This window comes from Alcaligenes aquatilis (assembly GCF_003076515.1).
Lineage (GTDB): Bacteria > Pseudomonadota > Gammaproteobacteria > Burkholderiales > Burkholderiaceae_B > Alcaligenes > Alcaligenes aquatilis.
Genome location: NZ_CP022390.1, coordinates 1,432,942 through 1,454,593, shown reverse-complemented (window position 1 = coordinate 1,454,593; position 21,652 = coordinate 1,432,942). Strand labels below are relative to the sequence as shown.

Here is a 21,652-nt window from a genome sequence, read left to right as displayed (position 1 = left end):
AGAAGTCGAGGTCGCATCAGCGACTGAGCTGGCCCATTTCATAGGCGTGGGCCAGCAATTCGGCGGCGACAGCCACGGCAATAATCGAAGGGGCCTTGCCCTTGATATCTGGCACGCCAATGGGGCAGATCAGTTCCTGAATACGGGATTCGGGCATACCGCGCTGTTGCAGGCGGCGCTCGAATTGACGGCGTTTGGTCATGGAACCGATCAGGCCCACATAGGCGGTATCGGGGCGGCGCAAGATCTTTTGGCACAGCGCCAAATCAAGGCCGTGATTATGCGTCATTACCAGAAAATAGCTATTGCTTGGTGCTTGTTCAATCAGGGCATCGGGGATGTCGGTAATTTCCAGGCTGACATTGCTGGGTACCTGGGCGGGAAATAGCTCGGGGCGCTCGTCAATCCATAGAACCTGGCATGGCAGGGTGCCCAGAATCTGCACCAAGGCCTCGCCCACGTGACCAGCCCCAAACAGCAGAATGGTCAGGGGTGGGGGCGGCAGGTCTTCCATCCAGACGCCTTGCGAGCCGTCGTAGTCCAGTCGGGACTCGTCCACAATCGAAGGGCTTTGAATATCAACCTGCTTGTTACCGTCCGAGAGCAATTGCGAACGGCGGCTGGTCGCCTGACCGGCCCGCACGGTGTTGTCCAGTTCTTCCAGCCAGCCCAAGTCTGACGCATCCAGAGTTTCGTACAGCAAAGTAACCACCCCGCCGCAACATTGGCCCAGACTGGGGCCTAGCGGCAGACGGCTCAGGCTCCAGTTGGGGCCGGAGGACTGGCTGAGCATGACGCGTGCCTGCTCCGCCGCCACCCATTCCAGGTGGCCGCCACCAATGGTCAGCCATTGCTCTGTTTGACTGAACAGCATGGCGGTGCCAGCGGTGCGCGGGGTGGAGCCTTTTGCCAAGGCCACCGAGCACAAAACCAGCCGCTCACCCGCTTTCAGGCGGGCGAGGGCAAGAGAGGGCCAGCTACTCATTTCGCTTGACGAATAGTCGCAACTGCTCGCATGACGGCTTCGGCAGTCGCGGGAGCGTTCAGCTCTGGCTCGATCTGGTAGTTTCCTACGCTGGCGACCGCATCGCGGATTGCGTTGAACACGCAAAAGGGCAGCAGCAAGGGCGGCTCGCCCACGGCTTTGGAGCGGTGAATCGAATCCATGGCGTTGTGGCCATCGAACAGATTGACGCGAAAGTCTATGGGGCAGTCGCTGATGGCCGGGATCTTGTAGGTTGACGGCGCATGCGTGGTGAGCTTGCCTTGGGCGTTCCATACTAGCTCTTCCGTCGTCAGCCAGCCCATGCCTTGAATAAAGGCGCCCTCAACCTGGCCAATATCCAGGGCCGGATTGATGGATTTGCCGACATCGTGCAGCACGTCGGCACGCAAAAGACGGGATTCTCCGGTCAGGGTGTCGATCAGAACTTCAGCGACGGCAGCACCATAGGAAAAATAGTAGAAGGGGTTACCCTTCATGACTTTAGAGTCCCAGTGCAGGCCAGGGGTGGCATAAAAACCATCGGACCATAGCTGGACACGGGCCTGATAGGCGTGCTCAACCAGTTGGAAGAAGGGCATGGTCTGGTCACCGATCTGGACCTGACCGCGCTCGAACTTCACGTTGGATTCTTCAACCGAGAACAGCTGGGCCGCCACTGTCGTCAGGCGCTGGCGAATCTGGTAGGCCGCATCCTGAGCGGCTTTACCGTTCAAGTCGGTCCCGGTAGAGGCGGCGGTGGCCGATGTATTGGCTACTTTGGTGGTATCGGTGGCCGTGACCCGGATATGCTCCAGATTCAGGCCCAGCTCATGGGCAACCACCTGGGCCACCTTGGTGTTCAGGCCCTGGCCCATTTCCGTGCCACCGTGGTTTACCAGGACGGTGCCGTCACGATAGACGTGAACCAGAGCACCGGCCTGGTTAAAGGCGGGCACGTTAAAGGAAATACCGAATTTCACCGGCGTCAGTGCCAGCCCCTTTTTCAGAACTGGGCTGCTGGCATTGAATTGACGAATGTGTTCACGGCGCTGCCGGTATTCACTGGTCTCTTCCAGCTCGGCCACCAGTTCGTGAATGATGTTATCGACCACGGTTTGATCGTACGGCGTCACATTGCGGTCTTCTTTTCCGTAGAAGTTAATGCGGCGCACATCCAGTGGATCTTTGCCCAGACGGCGGGCAATGGTGTCCAGTGCCACTTCCATCACCAAAGCCCCTTGCGGTCCACCAAAGCCTCGGAAGGCCGTGTTGGATTGGGTATTGGTGCGACCGCACAGCGCGCTCATGTCTACATCAGACAGGTAGTAGGCATTGTCAAAGTGACAGATGGCGCGGGTTGCCACCGGGCCGGACAAGTCGGCAGAAAAGCCCGAGTTGGCGGTCATGTCCAGACGGGCGCCCAGCAGGCGGCCTTCGTCGTCGTAGCCAATATCGTATTCGTAGTAGAAACCGTGACGCTTGCCGGTAATCATGAAGTCGTCGTCGCGATCCAGACGCAGCTTGATGGGGCGTTGTAACTTGACGGCGGCCATACTGGCCACGCAGGCGTACAGGGCCGATTGGGATTCCTTGCCGCCGAAACCGCCGCCCATGCGACGGCATTCCACGTGAACCTTGTGTGCGCCAACGCCCAGGCAGTGGGCAACCAACTGCTGCATTTCCGAAGGATGCTGCGTGGAGCACCAGATATGCACGGCGCCGTATTCCTTGGGCACAGCGTAGGAAATCTGACCTTCCAGATAAAACTGTTCCTGACCATTGCACTGGAATGTGCCTTGCAGACGGTGCGGTGCCGATTCCAGCGCTTTCTTGGCGTCGCCTTGTTTCAGGCTCATCAAGGGCAGAACACCGGCATTGGCCGCCTTGGCCTCTTGCGGAGTCAGGATGGCAGGCAACTCTTCATAGCTGATCTTGCCCAGACGCGCGGCACGGCGTGCCTGGTCGTGGGATTTGGCGATCACCGCAAAAATGGGCTGACCAAAGTAATGCACCACGCCATCGGCCAGAATCGGGTCGTCATGCAGAATCGGGCCACAATTATTCGCGGCGGGAATGTCCGCAACGGTTAGCACGGCAATGACGCCGGGTGCATGGCGCACGGCGTCCAGATCCACTTCCAGCAAACGGGCATGGGCTTTCTCCGACAGGCCCAGCGCAATGTGGGCTGTGCCCTGCAATTCGGGTAAATCGTCGGTATACGTGGCGGTGCCGCTCACGTGCAAGTCTGCCGATTCGTGCAAAAAGGACACGCCGACGCGTTGCGCCGTGGCGGTGTTCAGGTGGTCGATACTGTCAATTTTCATCACAAAGTCTCCAGGCTGGCTTGAGCTCGGTGAAAGACATTCAACTGGGCGGGACTCAAAGCGTGTTCAGGGTGGGTTTCCAGGAAGAAGCGGTACAGCAAATTGGCCGCACTTTGGTTGCGGTATTCACTGCTGGCACGCATGTCGCTCAGGGCCTGGTAGTCCTGCTGGAGTGCCTGCATGGCAGCCTGTACGTTTTCCTCGTTCCATTCCTGGCCTTGTAGCACCTGCTCGGCGTGGCTGGCACGTTTTGGAGTGGCGGCCATGCCACCAAAGGCGATGCGGGCCTGTTTGACGATTTTGCCATCCAGCTCCACCGCAAAGGCGGCGCACACGGCAGAAATGTCCTGGTCGAACCGCTTGGACAGCTTGTAGGTGCGAAATTGCCATTGGCCCTTGTGGCGTGGGACCAGCAGGCCTTGTACAAACTCGCCCGGTTCCATGGCGGTTTTCTGATAGGCCAGATACAGGTCTTCCAAAGGCATGACGCGCTCAAGCCCACCTTTGCGCAGCACGACACGAGTGCGCATGGCAATCAGGGCCGGCATGGAGTCACCAATAGGCGAACCGTTGGCCACGTTACCGCCCAAAGTACCGGCGTTGCGAATAGGGAAGGAGGCAAAACGCTGGCGCAGTTCCGTCAATTCGGGGTGGTCTTTGATCAGGGCATCAAAAGCGTCGTTCAGCAACACGCCTGCACCAATGTAAAGATCGTCCTCGGTGGTTTTCAGCTTGCGCAGTTCAACGACTTGGCCGATATAAATAAGATGCGGTAGATCGCGGAATTGCTTGGTCACCCACAGGCCTATATCGGTACTGCCAGCCAGAATGCGGGCTTGCGGATATTGCTCGCGCAATTGGGCCAACTGGTCCAGGGTGCGGGGGGCGTGGAAGGTCTGACCCTGATATTCATAGGCCAGCATGCCGTCCTGACGAATGGCACGCAGCTTGTCTTCAATGGATTGGCGATCCATGCTGACTGCCGGGTAGCTGTGCATGGCCTTGGCCGCATCAATAATGGGGCGGTAGCCGGTACAGCGGCACAGATTGCCCGAGAGCACATCGTCGATCTGTTCTCGGGAAACCGGGCCGTTTTCAGGTGAGTGCGTCATGTACAGACCCCACAGCGACATGATGAAGCCGGGCGTACAAAAGCCGCATTGGGCGCCGTGCCAGTCCACCATGGCTTGCTGTACAGGGTGCAAGGTGCCATCGTCCTGGCGTAGATCTTCAATGGTGTAGAGCACCTTGCCATCGAGCGTAGGCAGTAGCTGGATACAGGCATTGACGGCACGTAATTGCAGTTGATTGTTCTGGTCCAGTTCGCCAATCATGACCGTGCAGGCGCCGCAATCACCTTCGGCACAGCCTTCTTTGGTGCCGGTGCAGTGCAGATCCTCACGGATATACTGTAAAACGGTTCGCGTGGTCGGGGCTTGGGCCACTTCCTGTACTTCGCCGCGATAAATAAAACGAATTGGTCTTGTCTCCATGATCTCACTCGACTGGTTTTTTACGGATCGAAGATAGCATTTGCTTAGGACGCGAACATTTGCTTGGAATGATGTTCACTATATAGGCGTATGAGTGTCTACACGGATCAACGGCGCGGGCCAGCGCTTGTATTATTGAGACCATGCCAAAATTACGAGAACAACTAGATCTGCATTTGCTGCGGGTATTGCAGTCGCTGCTCAAAGAGCACAGCGTCTCGCGTACGGCTATCCGCTTGGGCATGTCCCAGCCAGCCGTCAGTAATGCCTTGCGGCGCTTGCGCGAAATCACGGGCGATCCGATTTTGTTGCGCGGTAAAAAGGGAATGGTGCCTACCGAGCGCGGTCCCTTTTTGCTGGCTCATGCTACGGAAGCCTTGCAAGCGATCGAGCGAATTTCTGCTAGCGCGGAACCCATGGATCCCAGTCAGTCTACTCGGGTTTTCAACCTGGGGGCACCGGACTATCTGGACGGTGCTTTTATCCCGGATATTGCGGAGCGGGTGCGTCGTCAGGCACCGCAGGCCCGCTTGGTGGTCCATACCATCAACCCGGATCTGGACTACGTGCAGGCCCTGGAGGAGGGCGAACTGGACGTGGTGATCGGCAACTGGCTGGAGCCTCCGGAAAAGCTGCATCTGGCGCGCCTGTTTGATGACGAGGTGGTCTGTATGCTGGGCCGTCATCATCCGCTGGCGCAGCGTGGCCTGTCCTTGCAGCATTATCTGGAAATGCCGCATCTGGCCCCTTCAGCTCATGTGACGGACAAGCGCGGCTTTATTGATGGCTGCTTGGCCGAGCAGGGCATCAGCCGTCATGTACAGATGGTAGTGCCGTATTTCGGTCTGGTGCCTGGCATTTTGAGCCGCACGGATATGGTATTTACCACTAACCGCCAGTTTGCCGAGTACTATGCCCGCATTCTGCCGATTACGGTTCTGCCTTGCCCGGTTCACTTTCCACTGATGCGTTTTTACCAGTTGTGGCATCCGCGCACGCATAATGCGGCAGAGCTGCTGTGGTTCAGGCGTTGCATTGCCCAGGCCGCCGGCAGGTTGGATGGATTATCAGAGGGAACTCCATGAGCTTGAGTATTGATTTGAACTGCGACATGGGCGAGAGCTTTGGCCCCTGGGTTATGGGCCATGATGAGCAGGTGATTCCGTGGGTGACGTCGGTCAATATCGCCTGCGGCTTTCATGCCGGCGATCCTGGCACGATGCGTCAGACGGTGGCCTTGGCGCTAAGCCATGGCGTGAAGCTGGGTGCCCACCCCGGTCTGCCAGATCTGGCAGGTTTTGGTCGGCGGGTAATGGCGGTTACCCCCGAGCAGGTCTATGACATGGTGGTGGTGCAGGTGGGGGCCTTGGCTGCCGTTGCCCGCACACAGGGTGCCGCCCTGCATCACGTCAAGGCGCATGGCGCGCTCTACAATATGGCCGCCCGCGATGCGGCATTGGCAAAAGCCATTGCCCAGGCGGTAGCCGATATTGATCGCAGCCTGATTCTGTATGCGCTGGCAGGCAGTGTGCAGGTGCAGGCCGGGCGTGATGCGGGCCTGACGGTGGCACAAGAGGTGTTTGCCGACCGCAGCTATCAGGACGATGGCAGTCTGACACCCCGTCAGCAAGCTGGCGCCATGATTACCGATGCCGAACAGTCCGTGCAGCAAGTCATGCAAATGATAGAGCAAGGCACCGTTACCAGCTTGTCAGGTAAAACGGTGCCTTTGTCGGCCGATACCCTGTGTCTGCATGGGGATCAGGCCGGTGCGGCCGAATTCGCGCAGCGTTTGCATCAGGCCTTCAAACAAAGTGGTGTGCGCGTTCAGGCTGTCTGATCAGGATTTGCGTTCAGGCAGCTTATGGCGCGCGGTATCGGTGCTGGCCAGTTCTTCCAACTCACCTTCACTGAGCGTTTTATACATTTCTATCGACGCCCCTTTCAGGCTGGATACGGGAGTCTCTCCTCGTTTGGCGGACAAAGCAGCGCCGGCGGCTTTTTGTTGAGCTTGAGATAAAGCGGGCATGAAGCACCTCCGTTAGAGAAAAGTGGTCACGCCTGTAGTGTGCCAAATGAACAGGACGGCCAAGCAAGCAAATGTGAAGCTTGTTTGCCGTCTTGAACAAAGATCGGGGAAATCGCCAGTTCAGGACACTTTTCGTTTCTGAATCAGATACATAGCCATACCAAAAACCAGGCCCCAGAAAGCGCTGCCGATATTGAGCAGGCTCATGCCCGAGGCGGTAGTCAAAAAGGTGACCAGCGCCGCGTCACGAGTATCCGGAGCCTCCAATGCCATGTGAATGCTGTTGCCTATCGTGCCCAGCAAGGCCAGACCCGCGATGGCGGCAATCAATTCTGTGGGGAAGGCTGCAAACAGGCTGACGACAGTGGCACCAAAAATACCGGCGGCAAAATAGAAAATACCGGCCCAGACACTGGCACGATAGCGCTGACGCGGGTCTGCATCCACTTCCGGCGTCATGCACAGGGCGGCGCTAATGGCGGCCAGATTGTAGGCATAGCCACCGAAGGGGCCAAAGATCAGGCCGACAATCCCGGTCCAACTGATGACGGTGGAGTTAGGGGCATCGTAATTATGGGCTTTCAACACGGCCACGCCTGGAATGTTCTGCGAGCTCATGGTCACGATGAAAAACGGAATGCCGACACCGATCAGGGCAGTCCAGGAAAACTCGGGCCAGACCAGTACCGGCGTTGCAGGCGTCCAGCTCAAAATATCCATTTTCAGCAAACCTTGCAGGGCGGCAATCGTGACACCGGCTACCAGTGCCAGAGGCACGGCATAGCGGGGCGACCACTGGCGCACCACCAGGAACACGATGAACATGCTCAGGCACAGCAACCACTGAGTCTGCATGGCACCAAACAGGTCCAGGCCAAAGCGCAGCAAGATGCCGCCTAGCATGGCGCCGGCAATACTGCGCGGCATGTACTGCATCAGCTTTTGAAAGCTGCCGCTAAGACCGCAAATTGTGGTCAGCAGAGACGAAAACAGGAAAATACCCACTGCCTGAGACATGGGCAGGCCAAGCAGGCCGGTGGCCAGCAGTGCGGCGCCGGGGGTGGACCAGGCGGTCAGAATCGGAATCTTGTAGCGTAGTGAAAGACCTGCCGACAGCAGGCCCAAACCAATACCCAAAGACCACATCCAGGAACCCAGCTCGGCAGTGCTGGCTCCGGCCGCCTGCGCTGCCTGAAAAACAATGGCAGCGGAGCTGGTATAGCCTACCAGCACGGCAATCAGCCCCGCCGACATATGAGAGATCTGAAACCAACTTAATAAGCGCTGCAGAGACCCGGGGCGGGACAGGTGTGTGGAGGACATGGATGCGTGTGGTGAGGGTCGTAGAGGCTCAAGAAGAATAGGTTTGGCTTATATAACGGCTGGGGGTTTCGCCCAAAATAGATTTGAAAACACTGATAAAGGCACTGATAGAGGTGTAACCCAATTCCCTGGCCGTGCTCTTTACGGACATTCCCGAACCCAGTTTTTGCAGGGCCAGCATAATCATGAATTGTTGACGCCAGCGCCCAAAGCTCATCCCTGTGTGTTTTAGCATATGTCGGGCCAGGGTGCGCTCACTCATGGCCAGCGCTTTGGCCCAGTCGGCCATCGTGGGACGTGCGTCAGGCTGTTGCTGCATATGCTGTGCAATCGTTTGCAAGACCTTGTCCTCGGGCACAGGCACATGCAATTGGCGGCTAGGCATCTGATTCAGGGTTTCCAAAAGGACCAAGGCCAGTCTGTGCGTTTGGCTACCCGGTTCGTAGTCAGCATTCAGATCGCTTAAATGAATAATCATTTCGCGCACCATGGGGCTCAAATCCAGGGTGCAGCAGTGATCCGGCAATTGATCCAGGCCGGGCTGTATGTACAGGAAATGAATCAGCGCCTGATCGTCGGCGCGGGCGCGATGACGAATCCCGACAGGTACCCAGACGGCACACAGCGGTGGCACCATCCAGTAGCCCTGGTCAGTTTGCAGAGTGACGGAGCCATATTGCGTCATGATCAACTGCCCATTGGGATGGGTGTGCAGTGGATTTTCGGTCGTACTGCCCATCTCCATTTTGATGCTGAAGACAGGTCCGCCCTGAGGATTGGTGCTAAAACTCATGGTTTGTCTGGTTTGAGGTATAAGTTGTCATAATATCCTGTTCGCGCCGAGTATGAAACAAGATAGACTAGGGTTTTCACCTACTAACTGCCTGTTATGTCCCTTGCTCGACCTTCCTGGCTCTCCCATCCCTTGCTGGTGCTGATCGGTGTTTTGCTGATCGCCGGCAGTCTGCGGGCTCCGATTACGGGGATAGCCCCCTTGCTGGAGCTGATCCAGGCCGACCTGTCCTTGTCCTCGACACAGGCTGGGTTGTTGACCGCCATGCCTTTGTTCATCTTTGCCGTGGTCTCATTGCTGGCTGCCTCCATCGCCCGTAAGGTGGGGCTGTCCCGTTCCCTGTTTATTGCTTCCGTGCTGATCGCCATTGGCGTGGTGGTACGCGTCCTGGGGGGCACGACGGAACTGTTCGCCGGTATCGGCTTGCTGGCCATCGGGATTGCACTGGGTAATGTGCTTTTGCCGTCCCTGGTCAAACGCCATTTCCCCCTGCGTATTGGCTTCATGACCTCTTTGTATGTGCTGTTTATGGGCCTGGTGGCGGCTTTCAACTCTGCGATGGCCGTGCCAATGGCAGAGTGGACAGGCCAAAGCTGGCGCTGGTCGTCCCTGATTGTGGTGGGTGTCATGGCACTGGCCAGTGTCGCGGTGTGGGCCACCCAACTGGGAGCGGATCGCCGTGCGGCTCAACGTGCACCAGCCGCGGCTGCCAGCAGCGTGTCAGTGTGGCGCTTGCCCCTGGCTTGGCACATCACCTTGTATATGGGTTTGAACTCGGTGGCTTACTACATGATTGCTAGCTGGTTGCCTGTGATGTTGGTCAATTATGGTTTTGAAGCGGATCATGCCGGCCAGATTCACGGTTTGATGCAGCTGGCGACGGCCATTCCCGCCTTGCTGCTCATGCCTGTGCTCAGTCGTTTGCATGATCAGCGTGCCGTTGCCTTGGCCGGCGCCTTGTTGCAGACCCTGACCTTTGTGGGTTTTTTGGTCTTGCCGTCCTGGTCTCTGCTGTGGGCGGTCCTGTTTGGCATCGGTAGCGGTAGCGTGTTCTTGATTGCCCTGGCCTTGATCGGCGTGCGGTCGACCTCCACTTCGCAGGCGGCGTCCCTGTCAGGAATGGCGCAATGCATGGGCTATTTGCTGGCTGCCTTTGGTCCGCCCGCCATGGGCGGCTTGCATGATCTGTTCGATAGCTGGGGCTGGGCTCTGGGCTTGTGTATTTTGGTCAGTTTCGCAATGAGCTATGCCGGTTGGCTGGCGGCCCGCCCTGCATTGACTGGTAAGGCTTGAGCCGAATTTGTAAGCCGTAAAGAGCTGGTTCGTCGAGAGAGGGTTGAAAAAAAGCCTGTGATTGCGAGATTCTTGCAATCACAGGCCTTTTTTTGGGGACGACTGGCGGATTGCTTGTTCTGCCACGGCTATTGGGAAGTAGCAAGTTTGCCTGTCTTGACGTTGTTGTAGCTATATAGCGACGCCCATTGCTTTGGGGGCAATTTCTGTCCTTATTCTTTGATGCGCAGTGAAAGGGTGTGCAGGCCCAAGCCGCCCAATGCCAGCAGGGCGCCGACCCAGGCGGTGGAGGTCCAGCCCCAACCAGCCGCAATCGTCAGGCCGCCTAACCAGGCTCCCAAGGCATTGGCCATATTGAAGGCGGAGTGATTCAAGGCAGCAGCCAGTGTTTGGGCATCTCCGGCCACGTCCATTAAACGAATTTGTAAGGCTGGACCCAAAGCCACCAAGGTGCCGATCAGCATGATATTCAAAGGGCCAAGAATAGGGTGGTGGGCCGTAATCATGAACAAGAGCAGCACACCGGTTGCCCAGATCAGCACCAGACGGATACTGCGATCCAGATAGCGGTCAGCATAGCGTGCGCCCAGCAGATTACCCAAGATCATACCGACCCCAAACAGAGCCAGTACAACGGGAATGGCGCTTGCTGACAGCCCGGCCAGCTCCATCAGCGTGGATTTCACATAGCTGAATACCGAGAACATGCCGCCAAAGCCAATTGCGCCTATACCTAGAGTCAACCAGACTTGCTTGCGTTTCAGGGCGCCTAGCTCGCGCAAGGGACTGGCCAAGGTATTGGGAGGGACAAAAGGCACAAACCGCAGCACCAGTGCCATGGTGATCAGGGCAATGATGCTGACAAAAGTAAAGGCCGCCTGCCAGCTCAGCCATTGGCCCAAAGCGGTCGCAATGGGTACACCTAATAAGGTGGCGACGGTCAATCCCAGCATGACATAGGCCACCGCCTGTGCGCGGCGATGGGGCGGCACCAAACGGGCGGCCACCAGAGCCGCAACACCAAAGTAAGTGCCATGTGGAAAGCCTGCCAAAAAGCGGGTGACTAACACGGTTTCATAGCTGGGGGCGATGACGGTCAGAAAATTGCCTATGGCGTAGGCGCCCATCAAGGCAATCAAGAGGCGTCGCCAAGGCCAGCGCGCCCCGAGCACAGCTAACACTGGCGCGCCGATAACCACGCCCAGCGCATAAGCGCTGATTAAATGGCCCGCAGTGGGAATATCGATACCGAGATCCTGGGCGACATCAGGCAGCAAACCCATGATGACAAATTCGCCCGTACCGATGGAAAAACCACCCACTGCCAAGGCCAGAATCGCCAGCAGAACCTGGCGTGGGGATAAAGAGTCGTGTGATGAAGACAAGATAAAAGCCTGAGAAACAAGAGGGGTGGCACGTCCACCCGTAAGAGGCCTTATTGTCACGCAGTCCTGGTGTCTGGCTCAAGATTTCTAGAGCTTGAATAAGGTTATGTAACTGCAGGGTATTGAAGTTCTTTTTAAATTTTTAGTTTTTATTACGTCCTAGCACAAATTAATTTAATGATCTACAGCGTTAGTCCGAAGCAACGTATAGAGATTTTTTTATATTTTTTATATAGAATCACGGTATTGGGTGTTTTGTATCCAATCATTTTCCTGTGGTAGCTTTCCCCTGATTTTGCAAGAAATCGGGGGTTTTTTTTGTTTTACTTATTTTGAGTTTCAATCATTGGTACATTGACGGTCTAATGTCGAAGCGGCATTCAGCCCTGGCTCAATGCCTTTTTTCAGGCGATTGGGTGGTGTTAGGAATTAAAGAGTGGGCCTGTGCATGTTTGCAGCAGGCCCATTTTTTTTAAGCTGATTTTCTCTTTCTTTGATTTATTGGCTTATCCAGGATAAGTTGATTTTTTGATTATGTCCGGTCATAAATTGTCAAGGTTAAGCGATCCCTTGAAGGGAGTAAAGCAGATAATTTCCAGACTGTATCAAGACTAACCCTAATTTCTGCCATTTTTGTCCGGCTTAATGAAAGAGTAATTTTGCCTGTTTGTATATCTTTTATGACATTGTAAATATGATTATTTTTTATATCTCATTATCATATATTTGATGGTTTTTAAGGATTTGCTTGGCAGGAAGTATTGTGTTCCGAGCTTCTTGCTTGAATCCAATTCAAGTTCATGAGGGAAGAATGCAAGTTGTGTAGATAAGCTCCCAAAGCGTAGCTTGCAGGTCGGCAAGCTATTGTATTGTTTGCTTGTTCAGTCGCTTAATTAAGCGGAAAGTCTTACTGGAATGTTCTTGAATTCGTCTAACTTGTTTAGTGTGGTTAAACGCATTTGGGGTATTGACGAAAATATGAGCTGTTTTTTAATTTCAATTCATGTCTTTTTTTTACATGCTGGGAAGGGAGCGATAGGCAAACATATCAGTGATACAGAAGGGCAAAGTGTTGTTTTACGTTTGATCACCAGGTGAACCCTTTGTATGCTCGGACTGCTGGCTGGCCAAGCCGGGGTGCTGCGTTAGAATCATTTAGGCAGCATACTCAAGGAGGTGGTCATGAAAGTTGCATTGGGCCAGATGGCCGTATCCAGAGATTCGCAGGAAAACCTGAGCGCATGCTTGGGGTTGATCGAACAGGCCTTACGGTCTGATGCGCAGTTATTGGTGTTGCCTGAGGGTGTGCTGGCCAGAAATGTGGCCGACCCCGAAGTGGTCCTGAAATCCGCGCAGACCCTGGACGGGGAATTTGTCAGCCGCCTGAGCGTTGCGACCCGCGATACCGATTTGACCGTGGTGTTTTGCATTCATACGCCGGCAGGGGAAGGTAAGGTCTGGAATACCTTGGTGGTGCTGCGTGATGGTCAGGTGCTGGCGCATTACAACAAGCTCCATTTGTATGATGCCTTTTCGGTGCAGGAGTCGCGCTATGTCCAGCCGGGCACTGAAATCCCTGCCTTGATTGATGTGGCCGGTTTCAAGGTCGGTTTGATGACTTGCTACGATCTGCGTTTTCCTGAACTGGCCAGACGCTTGTGCGTGGATGGGGCTCAAGTCTTGCTGGCGCCTTCGGCCTGGCTGAAAGGACCGTTGAAAGAGCACCATTGGCGTGTGCTGACGACGGCGCGTGCTTTGGAGAACACGGCCTATATGGTAGCCGTGGGGGAATGTGGCGAACGCAATATCGGCCAAAGTCTGGTGGTGGATCCTTTGGGCGTGATCGTGGCCCAGGCGGCAGAGGCACCGGCCCTGCTGTTGGTGGATCTGGATCGGGAGCGTCTGGCGTATGCTCGCCGGATTTTGCCCGTGCTGGAAAACCGTCGTTTTGCACCGCCCGAACTGGGTTGATTACACCCGCTTAGCCTGCTTTTCTGAAGGTCAGATTGACCCGGCCCGAGCCCCAGTGTGGATGGGCCGGGCCTTCCAGTCTGCGCACCCCATGGAAATTCAGTCTGGATGGCCCCCACCAGACCAGCACATCGCCATCGCGTAGACGCAGGGTACGCACCGGGTCGCTGCGTTTTGCGCCACCCCATAAAAACAAGGCTTCACGTCCCAGGGACACCGAGATAATCGGGTGCTGCAAGTCGCGCTCGTTTTTGTCCTGATGCAAGGACATATGCGCCTGCTCATCGTAGTAATTGATCAGGCAGGTATCGGCCTGAAAAGGGCCTTGGCCCGACTCCTGGGCAATGTGCGTTAGCAAATCCTTGAATACAGCAGGCATAGCTGGCCAGGCCAAACCTGTTTGCGGGTCTGTAGGACTGTAGCGGTAGCCGTGCTCGTCCGATGTCCAACCCAAAACGCCACAACTGCTTTGTGCAGCCGACATGCGATGTCCTGATGGAACCTGCATATGTCGCCAGGGGGCGCTGTGCAGCAGTTCTTGAATGGCCTGTGCCAAGGCGCAGGCGTAGGGCAAGGCCAAACCAGGCAGGGCTATCAGGCCGGTATCCAGAGTCAGCACATGGCCGGGAACGGGATCGAAGAGTGAGAGTGTGGACATGCGAGAGTGGGCGAACCAATCAGGGACCAGAGTATAGTAATCGGGATTGTATGTGTGTGACTTTCCAGTAGAGGTGTCTATGGTCGAGCTACTTATTCCACAACGTCAGCACAGCATTGGAGCATTTGAGGTGGGGCGCGTTTTGCCTTTTCGCCAACGGCGTATGGTGGGGCCTTTTATCTTCTTTGATCGCATGGGGCCGCAAGCGCTGAGGGCACCGGTAGGAACGGAAAACGATGTGCTGCCACATCCGCATATCGGCCTGTCTACCGTCACCTATTTGTTTGAAGGGGCCATGACGCATCGTGACAGTCTGGGCGTGGAACAGGACATTACGCCGGGCGCGCTGAATTGGATGAGCGCCGGTTCAGGTATTAGTCACTCCGAGCGTTTTGAACCCATGCGCACGCAAGGCGGCCGCATGGATGGGATCCAGGCTTGGGTGGCCTTGCCGGAACACAAAGAAGAACAGAACCCGGACTTTGTGCATTACGAAGCCGAGCAATTGCCCCTGATTCAGGACATAGGCCTGGAAGGCCGCCTGATTGCCGGTTCGGCGCTGGGTTTGTCTAGTCCTGTTAGTGTGGACTCGCCCCTGTTCTATATGGAGTTGCGCGTTCAAGGCGGTCAGTCCGTACCCTTGCCAACCGGCCATGAAGAGCGCGCAATTTATATCTGTGCGGGCGAGCTGGAAGTGGGGGGACAACGCTATCGAGCCGGTCAGATGCTGGTCTTTGCCAAAGGCGACAGCCCCCGTATCCTTGCTGAGCAAAACAGCCACTTGATGCTGCTGGGCGGTGAGCCTTTGGGGCCACGCCATATCTGGTGGAACTTCGTGTCCTCGAGCAAGGACCGTATCGAGCAAGCCAAGGACGATTGGCTCCATGGCCGAATCAAGCTGCCACCGTTGGATGATGAGCAGTTCATTCCTTTGCCGGCAGTGTAATGGTTATGTCTGCTGCGGGGCCCTCGGGGCGTGTATCTGAACCGTGACGTCATGGTCAATCGGGGTTTTGACCGAGCGGGCAATAAAACAGTATTCGCCCACGCGATCATGAAGCGATTTGGCCAAGGCAGCGTCACTGTCTGGTGTGATTGTGACACGTGGGCGCAAGGTAACACTCTCGAATTGACCGGCCCTGTTGGCCTGTTCGATCATGCTGCCAACAGGGCGGTCTTCATAGGCCGTGACCACAATGCCGGCTTCTGCCGCCAGTCCCAGATACCACAGCATATGGCACTGAGCGATCGATGCCAGGAAAAGCTGCTCGGGGTTCCAACGGTCCGGATCACCTCGAAAGGCGGGGTCTGAAGAGGCGGCAATAGTGTCAAGGCCGGCCGCGCTTAGCTCATGATTGCGTGAGTAGGAACGGAGTGTATGGGTGCCGTTTCCAGTGTTGCCGGTCCAGTTGATCAACAATTCATAGTGGTGCGTTTTCATGGCGGTGTTCTGGCAAGGTCGCAGGGAGCCAAAAGCGTAGCAGCGAAGGCGCCAAACCGTACACAAAAAAAAGCCCTGGAAAGAATCCAGGGCTTTGAAGGCTTGCTCATCAGGCTGGTGGATTTGCCTGTATCCGCTCTATGAGCAGACTGGTTTTTTGATTGATGGGCAAGCCTGGCAAACGGAATAGTACCGCTTGCGCAGAATGTTTAGGAGGCCAATTGTACGGATTGGCGCCAAGCGAAACAAAAAAGACCAGTTTGATAGCAGGGCTATTGCATATTGGCTTATAAGCATTGATTGGCGCTGCTTATCCATTAATCGCGAACAGGGATATTCAGGCCGCGTTGTACTGCCGGGCGGGCCTGGAATTGTTGCAGAACGCGAGCCACGTTCTTGAATTGCTCGTACTCCACCAGCTCGCCTGCGCCGTAAAAACCAATCAGGTTGGCAATCCAGGGGAACAGGGCAATATCGGCGATAGAGTAGTGGTTGCCCACCATCCAGTCCTTGCCGTCCAAGTGCTTGTCGATCACACCCAGCAGACGCTTGGATTCGTTGACATAGCGGTCGCGAGGGCGCTTGTCCTCAAAGTCCTTGCCGGCAAATTTGTGAAAGAAGCCTAGCTGACCAAACATGGGACCGACGCCCCCCATCTGGAACATCAGCCATTGCAGGGTTTCATAGCGCTGGGCTGGGTCAACCGACAGGAGCTGACCGGATTTTTCGGCCAGATAGATCAGGATGGCACCGGATTCGAACAGGGCCAGCGGCTTATTGCCGGGGCCATTGGGGTCCAGAATGGCCGGGATCTTGTTGTTGCTGCTGAGCGAAATAAACTCCGGGCTGAGCTGATCGTTGCGCTCAAAGCTGACCAGATGCGGCTCGTAAGGCAGGCCAATTTCTTCCAGCATGATGGAAACCTTGACGCCGTTGGGGGTGGGCAAGGAATACAGTTGCAGATGCTCGGGGTGCTGAGCGGGCCATTTGCGGGTGATGGGAAAGGCAGAGAGATCGATGGTCATGACGTCCTTCACAATGGGGCGTAGAGGAAGTGTTGATAGTAGCAAGCGGGCTGTCGATAGACTGCCGCAGCCTGCTTTTCAGTAAGGTATTAGTCTGCTTACCGGCCACGCGGGCGCAAGGGATCCAGCAGGGATTTCAGACCGTTATGATCCAGTTCGTGCATCAGGGCCAGTAGTTGACCCAGCCGCCCGGAAGGAAAGCCTTCGCGGGCAAACCAGTTCAGATAATGCCCCGGCAGGTCCGCCAGCAAGCGACCTTTGTATTTCCCATAAGGCATGGTGGTGTTCAACAGGGCAAGCAGGTCGTCGCTGGATTCAAGCATGGGTGGTTAACGCAGATGTTCGGCAAAGAAGGCTAGTGTACGTTCCTGAGCCAGTTTGTAGGACGCCTCGTGAAAGTCAGGGCGGTGGTCGCAGCCAAAACCATGACCGGCAGGCTCATACACGTAAATGGCCACCTCCTTCTGAGCGTCTTTGATCGTCTGAATGGCACTGGCGGGAATGGAGTGGTCCTGGGCACCAAAGTGCATTTGCACCGGAATCTTGGGCTGTTCCTGGGCGTTCTGGGCAATCTGCGAACCATACCAGCAACTGGCCGCTTTCAGACCCTGCACGCGGCAGGCGGCCAGCCAGCTCAAGGAGCCCCCCCAGCAATACCCCACAATGCCAATCTTGCGCGAACCCAAGGCGTCCACGCAGGCCTGGATATCCAGCAGGGTTTTATCCTGGGCAATGCCGTTGCGCAGGGCCAGACCGGCTTGCACGTCCTGGGCGGTGTAGCCCAGTTCTACATTCTTTTGCTGCCGATCAAACAGGGCGGGAGACAAGACCCGGTAGCCCTGCTCGGCAAAACGCTCGCAGGTGTTGCGTATGTGTTGATTCACACCAAAGATTTCCTGCAACACGATCAAGCCGCGTTCGGCCTTTTCGTCGCCTGCGGCATAGGCCTGGAAACGGTGCTGGTCTGCGCTGGTCAAGCTAAGCGTACTCATGGCGTGTCCTTTAGCTGTAAAACAATAATTCTCTTTTATAACAGTCGCCCATACTGGGAGGCCAGCCTCAGGACGTTTACAATCCACCCAGAACGGCGGGGGTGTCTAGCTCTCGCCCAAGCCCCTCCTACTTCAATGGAATAATGATGCGTGACGTGCTAATGGACAGTCTGTTCTGGACGATTGTGATGCCCTGGTTCTTGTTTTTAGGGCTATTTCTTGTTCCCAAGAAGCCTTCTTGGTTGCGAAACTACGCCTTTCCCGGCGTGTTTATTGCAATTGGTCTGGGCCTGGTGGCTGCCGTGGCAGTGGGTGTGGGGATGTTCAGTCTTGTGCTGGGCGTGATTGCCTTTGCGGTCTGTTACGAAAAGCCGAAAGCCAGCGCCTGAGTCAGGGATAAACCGTTTGAGAAAAACCATCGCGGCGTGCTGCCAGCGATGGTTTTTTTGTCGCCGTGCCGCCCCAAGGCTCGGCGCCTCCGGCGAAACCTCCCCCTCGGGGATGAGCCTGGACACACAGCAGTCCATTGCGGACTGCTGTGTGCCTAGCGAATTCGAGCGGCATACAAGCCGCGAGGTGGAGCGCAAGCCGTAGGCGCAGCGTGGGGGTTTTTTTTGTTTCACGATGACTCCAGTACCGCAATTCGCTGGACTGCGCCAAGGCTCGATACAGCAGGTTTATCAATTACTTAGGCGAGTTCAATATATACCGGTGCTTTCCGAAACTTGACCCGGCTTCCCTTCGCGTGGCTCCCATGCGGCTCTTGGAAACCGGGCTTTTCGAGGAGCCATCATGGCGAAGATCAAGCTCACCAAGTCCGCAGTTGATGCGGTACACCCCCAAGACAAGGCCATCGAACTGCGAGATACCGTGGTGCCCGGCTTCCTGTGCAAGATTACTCCGGCCGGTCGCAAGGTGTTCATGCTCCAGTACCGCACGAACGCGGGCGAGCGCCGCCCGCAAGGCACCGACCATGAAGGAGTTTTGCCACACCTTCATGGAGGACTACTCCAAACAGCGCAACAAGCCCAGCGCGCAGCGCGGCTATCAGGGCGTCATCGACCGTTGCATCATCCCGATCATGGGCCGGATGAAGGTGCAGGACGTGAAGCGCCCGGACGTGGCCGCGCTGATGAAGAAGCTGGCCTACAAACCGACGGAGGCGAACAAGAGCTTTGGCGTGCTGCGCAAGATGTTCAACCTAGCCGAAGTGTGGGGGCTGCGCCCTGACGGCACGACTCCGTACCGCCATGTTCCGATGTATCCACCTGGCAAGGAAACCCGGCTGATCGTGGACGATGGGCTGGTGCGGATCTTCCGCCAGTTAGAGACGCTGGAAGCCGAAGGACTGGAAAACTACGTCATCCCCCTGGCGATCCGTCTGCAATTCGAGTTCGCCGCCCGCCGCTTTGAAATCTGCCCGCTCGAATGGGCGTGGGTTGATCTGGAAAAGCGCCGAGTCGTCTGGCCCGGCAGCAAGACCGGGGGGATCTCCAAGCCCATGAGCGAGGAAGCCTATCGGCTGCTGTCCACAGCGCCGCGCCGGGAAGGTTGCCCCTATGTCCTGCCGTCGCCGAATCACCCGACCCGGCACATGACCCACGGCGAACACTGCGGCGGCTGGACGCGCGTACTCAAGGCCGCTGGTGTACCGCACGTCGGCACGCATGGCATCCGCCACCGTGCGACGACCGACATTGCCAACTCGGGCGTGCCGACCAAGGTGGGCATTAAGCTCACAGGTCACAAGACCGTGGCGGTGTTTATGCTCTATGTTCATACCGAGGACAAGCCGGTGCGCGATGCGGCCGAACTGGTGGCGAATCGGCGGCTGGTGATTACGGGGGCATCCCGTTCTATGGAGGTGACAGCATGACAAGGAAGACGCCCGTGGCGGCGCGGAAACCCGCTGCCTTACCGGCCGGCTATGCCGGCATCCACGGCGGCATCGTGGAACTGCTGGATGCGGCGCGCCAGGCAGCGGCGCGCAGTGTCAACGCGCTGATGACGGCCAGCTATTGGGAGATTGGCCGCAGGATTGTCGAAGCCGAGCAGAAAGGCAGACGGCGGGCTGGTTACGGCGAGCAGTTGATGGCACGGTTGTCCGCCGATCTTACGGCGCGCTTTGGGCGCGGGTTTAGCCCGGATAACCTGGAGAACATGCGGCGCTTCTTTGTCGCTTACCCTCTTGAGGCAATTTCCGAGACACTGTCTCGGAAATCTGGAGAAGGACTGCCCACCGACAATTCCGAGATGGTGTCTCGGAAATTCGACCTCTCCGAACTGGCCCAGGCCTTCACTCTGCCGTGGTCGGCCTATGTCCGGCTGCTTTCGGTCAAGGATGACCATGCCCGTCAGTTCTACGAGACAGAGGCGCTGCGCGGTGGCTGGAGCGTGCGCCAGCTTGATCGACAGATCGGCAGCCAGTTCTATGAACGCACCGCCTTGTCCAAGGACAAGGCGGCGATGCTGGTCAAGGGGGCAGTGGCCAAGCCCGAGGATGCCGTCACACCCAATGACGCCATCAAAGACCCGTATGTGCTGGAGTTCCTCGATCTCAAGGACGAGTATTCGGAATCCGACCTGGAGGCGGCCTTGATCCAGCGGCTGGAGGACTTCCTGCTGGAACTCGGGGAAGGCTTCACGTTCGTCGGGCGGCAACGACGGTTGCGCATCGACCAGACTTGGTATCGGGTCGATTTGCTGTTCTTCCATCGCAAGCTGCGCTGCCTGGTCATCATTGACTTGAAGCTGGGCAGCCTGACCCATGCCGATGTGGGACAGATGCATATGTACTGCAACTATGCCAAGGAGCATTGGGCCTACCCGGACGAGAATCCTCCCGTGGGCCTGATCCTCTGTGCCGACAAAGGCCATGCCCTAGCGCGGTATGCGCTGGATGGTCTGCCGACCAAGGTAATGGCGGCCAACTACCGGACGGTGTTGCCGGATGCCGAGCTGCTGCAAAAGGAACTGGAGAACACGCGGCGGCTGCTCGAAGCTCGCGGAATGCTGTCCCTCAAGGACGACAAACTATAGTTGTGCGTCCCGGCGTCCCGGCGTCCCGCCGTCGGGCTCGCGGGCTGAGCCCCGTCGAATCACAGTCATTCGGCGCTGATCCCTGACGCCTCCGGCCTGGACCGTTGATCCGGGCCTGCGCGTGCTGCGCACTTGCCAACGGCGGGCGTGTGGCTGAGTGGGATATAGGCGGTCTTGCTGTTCCCTTCACCGTATCACGGCGTTCTCGCCGTCAATGACTTCGCGTGCTCGCACGCTTGCGGCCTGTCGGCCGTCTTCGATCCCTGACTGCTTGCGCTGCGCCGTGCTGGCCACGGTTCCGGGCAATTCCGCCCGAGCAACCGGAGCACAATCATGTCGCAACTGTCCTTTTCCTCGTTCGATGACGCTTTGCTGGTGCGTGACGCCCAAGGGCGCCAAATGCCGGCCCGGCATCGGTGGATCAAATTCTTGAAGCAGCGCGCCAGGCCATCGAGCTGAAGATGCAACGTGGTGCTGAGTTCACTTTCCCGGCGCTGGTCAAGGAGTACCTGCGCAACAAACTGACAGGCTTCGAGCATGAAGTCTTTGCGGTACTGTTTCTGGATACGCGCCATCGGCTGATCGAGTACCGGGAGATGTTCCACGGCACCATTGACAGTGCATCGGTGTATCCGCGCGAAGTGGTCAAGGAAGCGCTGCGGATCAATGCGGCGGCGGTGATCTTCTCGCACAATCATCCGAGCGGGAATCCTGAGCCAAGCAGTGCCGACAAGGTGCTGACGCAGCGGCTGAAAGGGGCTCTGACGCTGGTGGAGGTTCGCACGCTGGATCATGTCATTGTGGCGGGAGCCAATACAGCGTCGTTTGCAGAGAGAGGGCTGATCTAGCATAGGGGCCTCGGCCCCTTTTGGCTTAAATCGCGGCAACACCGTTGCCCAAA

General features: G+C 56.8%; 20 protein-coding genes and 2 pseudogenes. 9 read left to right on the top strand and 13 right to left on the bottom strand.

What is annotated here, in order from left to right:
* Nucleotides 1-16: 16 nt before the first annotated feature.
* From xdhC to xdhA, 3 genes are read right to left on the bottom strand one after another with little or no spacing between them, the layout of a single operon-like run.
* A complete protein-coding gene (xdhC, locus tag CA948_RS06730; RefSeq protein WP_094197043.1) occupies nucleotides 17-985 on the bottom strand; it encodes a xanthine dehydrogenase accessory protein XdhC in 969 nt (322 codons plus the stop codon).
* Nucleotides 982-3,309, bottom strand: coding sequence for a xanthine dehydrogenase molybdopterin binding subunit (gene xdhB / locus CA948_RS06725; RefSeq protein ID WP_108727641.1), 2,328 nt, complete (start codon nucleotides 3,307-3,309; stop codon nucleotides 982-984). Before xdhB ends, xdhC begins: the two co-directional genes overlap by 4 nt.
* Nucleotides 3,309-4,802 (bottom strand): xanthine dehydrogenase small subunit, encoded by a 1,494-nt coding sequence (xdhA, locus tag CA948_RS06720; RefSeq protein ID WP_108727640.1) that lies wholly within the window; start codon nucleotides 4,800-4,802, stop codon nucleotides 3,309-3,311. The genes xdhB and xdhA overlap by 1 nt, the downstream gene beginning before the upstream one ends.
* Before the next feature lie 143 nt (nucleotides 4,803-4,945).
* Between xdhA and CA948_RS06715 the strand changes: the two genes are divergently transcribed.
* Together CA948_RS06715 and CA948_RS06710 are read left to right on the top strand one after the other, a co-directional pair.
* Nucleotides 4,946-5,887, top strand: a complete 942-nt coding sequence (locus CA948_RS06715) for a LysR family transcriptional regulator (protein ID WP_094197040.1) — start codon at nucleotides 4,946-4,948, stop codon at nucleotides 5,885-5,887.
* Complete coding sequence (locus CA948_RS06710; RefSeq protein WP_108727639.1) at nucleotides 5,884-6,642, top strand: LamB/YcsF family protein; 759 nt, start codon at nucleotides 5,884-5,886, stop codon at nucleotides 6,640-6,642. The genes CA948_RS06715 and CA948_RS06710 overlap by 4 nt, the downstream gene beginning before the upstream one ends.
* Here the strand turns inward: CA948_RS06710 and CA948_RS06705 are convergent, their stop codons facing one another.
* From CA948_RS06705 to CA948_RS06695, 3 genes are all read right to left on the bottom strand, one after another.
* Complete coding sequence (locus CA948_RS06705; protein ID WP_094197038.1) at nucleotides 6,643-6,831, bottom strand: DUF3008 family protein; 189 nt, start codon at nucleotides 6,829-6,831, stop codon at nucleotides 6,643-6,645.
* A 120-nt stretch (nucleotides 6,832-6,951) separates the two neighbouring features.
* A complete protein-coding gene (locus CA948_RS06700; protein ID WP_094197037.1) occupies nucleotides 6,952-8,154 on the bottom strand; it encodes a benzoate/H(+) symporter BenE family transporter in 1,203 nt (400 codons plus the stop codon).
* Nucleotides 8,155-8,182: 28 nt separating this feature from the next.
* Entirely contained in the window at nucleotides 8,183-8,947 is a 765-nt protein-coding gene (locus tag CA948_RS06695; RefSeq protein ID WP_094197036.1) for an AraC family transcriptional regulator, read from the bottom strand.
* Between the two features lie 96 nt (nucleotides 8,948-9,043).
* Here CA948_RS06695 and CA948_RS06690 point away from each other — a divergent pair, with 96 nt between their 5' ends.
* Nucleotides 9,044-10,240 carry an MFS transporter gene (locus tag CA948_RS06690; protein WP_094197035.1) on the top strand — a complete coding sequence of 399 codons (1,197 nt, stop codon included), beginning with the start codon at nucleotides 9,044-9,046 and terminating at the stop codon, nucleotides 10,238-10,240.
* A gap of 212 nt (nucleotides 10,241-10,452) precedes the next feature.
* On the opposite strand, the gene CA948_RS06685 is transcribed toward CA948_RS06690, so the two are convergent.
* Nucleotides 10,453-11,625, bottom strand: coding sequence for an MFS transporter (locus tag CA948_RS06685; RefSeq protein ID WP_094197034.1), 1,173 nt, complete (start codon nucleotides 11,623-11,625; stop codon nucleotides 10,453-10,455).
* Nucleotides 11,626-12,807: 1,182 nt separating this feature from the next.
* On the opposite strand from CA948_RS06685, the gene CA948_RS06680 reads away from it, so the two are divergent.
* Complete coding sequence (locus tag CA948_RS06680; protein ID WP_108727638.1) at nucleotides 12,808-13,596, top strand: deaminated glutathione amidase; 789 nt, start codon at nucleotides 12,808-12,810, stop codon at nucleotides 13,594-13,596.
* A gap of 10 nt (nucleotides 13,597-13,606) precedes the next feature.
* On the opposite strand, the gene CA948_RS06675 is transcribed toward CA948_RS06680, so the two are convergent.
* Nucleotides 13,607-14,254, bottom strand: a complete 648-nt coding sequence (locus tag CA948_RS06675) for an alpha-ketoglutarate-dependent dioxygenase AlkB (RefSeq protein WP_094197032.1) — start codon at nucleotides 14,252-14,254, stop codon at nucleotides 13,607-13,609.
* A 79-nt stretch (nucleotides 14,255-14,333) separates the two neighbouring features.
* Between CA948_RS06675 and CA948_RS06670 the strand changes: the two genes are divergently transcribed.
* Nucleotides 14,334-15,200 carry a pirin family protein gene (locus tag CA948_RS06670; RefSeq protein WP_108727637.1) on the top strand — a complete coding sequence of 289 codons (867 nt, stop codon included), beginning with the start codon at nucleotides 14,334-14,336 and terminating at the stop codon, nucleotides 15,198-15,200.
* A 3-nt stretch (nucleotides 15,201-15,203) separates the two neighbouring features.
* Here the strand turns inward: CA948_RS06670 and CA948_RS06665 are convergent, their stop codons facing one another.
* The 4 genes from CA948_RS06665 to CA948_RS06650 form a co-directional block, all read right to left on the bottom strand.
* Nucleotides 15,204-15,695 carry an OsmC family protein gene (locus CA948_RS06665; RefSeq protein ID WP_108727636.1) on the bottom strand — a complete coding sequence of 164 codons (492 nt, stop codon included), beginning with the start codon at nucleotides 15,693-15,695 and terminating at the stop codon, nucleotides 15,204-15,206.
* Between the two features lie 317 nt (nucleotides 15,696-16,012).
* Nucleotides 16,013-16,720: a glutathione binding-like protein gene (locus tag CA948_RS06660; RefSeq protein WP_094197029.1), complete on the bottom strand. Its 708-nt coding sequence runs from the start codon at nucleotides 16,718-16,720 to the stop codon at nucleotides 16,013-16,015.
* 98 nt (nucleotides 16,721-16,818) lie between these two features.
* On the bottom strand, nucleotides 16,819-17,043 hold the full coding sequence (locus tag CA948_RS06655; protein ID WP_094197028.1) for a DUF3820 family protein: 225 nt from the start codon (nucleotides 17,041-17,043) through the stop codon (nucleotides 16,819-16,821).
* A gap of 6 nt (nucleotides 17,044-17,049) precedes the next feature.
* Nucleotides 17,050-17,712 (bottom strand): dienelactone hydrolase family protein, encoded by a 663-nt coding sequence (locus tag CA948_RS06650; RefSeq protein ID WP_108727635.1) that lies wholly within the window; start codon nucleotides 17,710-17,712, stop codon nucleotides 17,050-17,052.
* A gap of 146 nt (nucleotides 17,713-17,858) precedes the next feature.
* Between CA948_RS06650 and CA948_RS06645 the strand changes: the two genes are divergently transcribed.
* The 3 genes and pseudogenes from CA948_RS06645 (at nucleotide 17,859) to CA948_RS06635 (ending at nucleotide 20,751) form a co-directional block, all read left to right on the top strand.
* Nucleotides 17,859-18,101 (top strand): hypothetical protein, encoded by a 243-nt coding sequence (locus tag CA948_RS06645; RefSeq protein ID WP_230017856.1) that lies wholly within the window; start codon nucleotides 17,859-17,861, stop codon nucleotides 18,099-18,101.
* 403 nt (nucleotides 18,102-18,504) lie between these two features.
* Nucleotides 18,505-19,588 (top strand): annotated as a pseudogene (locus tag CA948_RS06640) (tyrosine-type recombinase/integrase).
* On the top strand, nucleotides 19,585-20,751 hold the full coding sequence (locus CA948_RS06635) for a PDDEXK nuclease domain-containing protein (RefSeq protein WP_108727634.1): 1,167 nt from the start codon (nucleotides 19,585-19,587) through the stop codon (nucleotides 20,749-20,751). The pseudogene CA948_RS06640 and the gene CA948_RS06635 overlap by 4 nt, the downstream one beginning before the upstream one ends.
* A 186-nt stretch (nucleotides 20,752-20,937) precedes the next feature.
* On the opposite strand, the gene CA948_RS17600 is transcribed toward CA948_RS06635, so the two are convergent.
* The gene (locus CA948_RS17600; protein ID WP_159086124.1) at nucleotides 20,938-21,093 is read right to left on the bottom strand and encodes a hypothetical protein; all 156 of its coding nucleotides are present in this window, start codon (nucleotides 21,091-21,093) and stop codon (nucleotides 20,938-20,940) included.
* On the opposite strand from CA948_RS17600, the pseudogene radC reads away from it, so the two are divergent.
* Nucleotides 21,085-21,599, top strand: a pseudogene (gene radC / locus CA948_RS06630) (RadC family protein). The gene CA948_RS17600 and the pseudogene radC sit on opposite strands and share 9 nt — an antisense overlap.
* The last annotated feature ends 53 nt before the right edge of the window (nucleotides 21,600-21,652 follow it).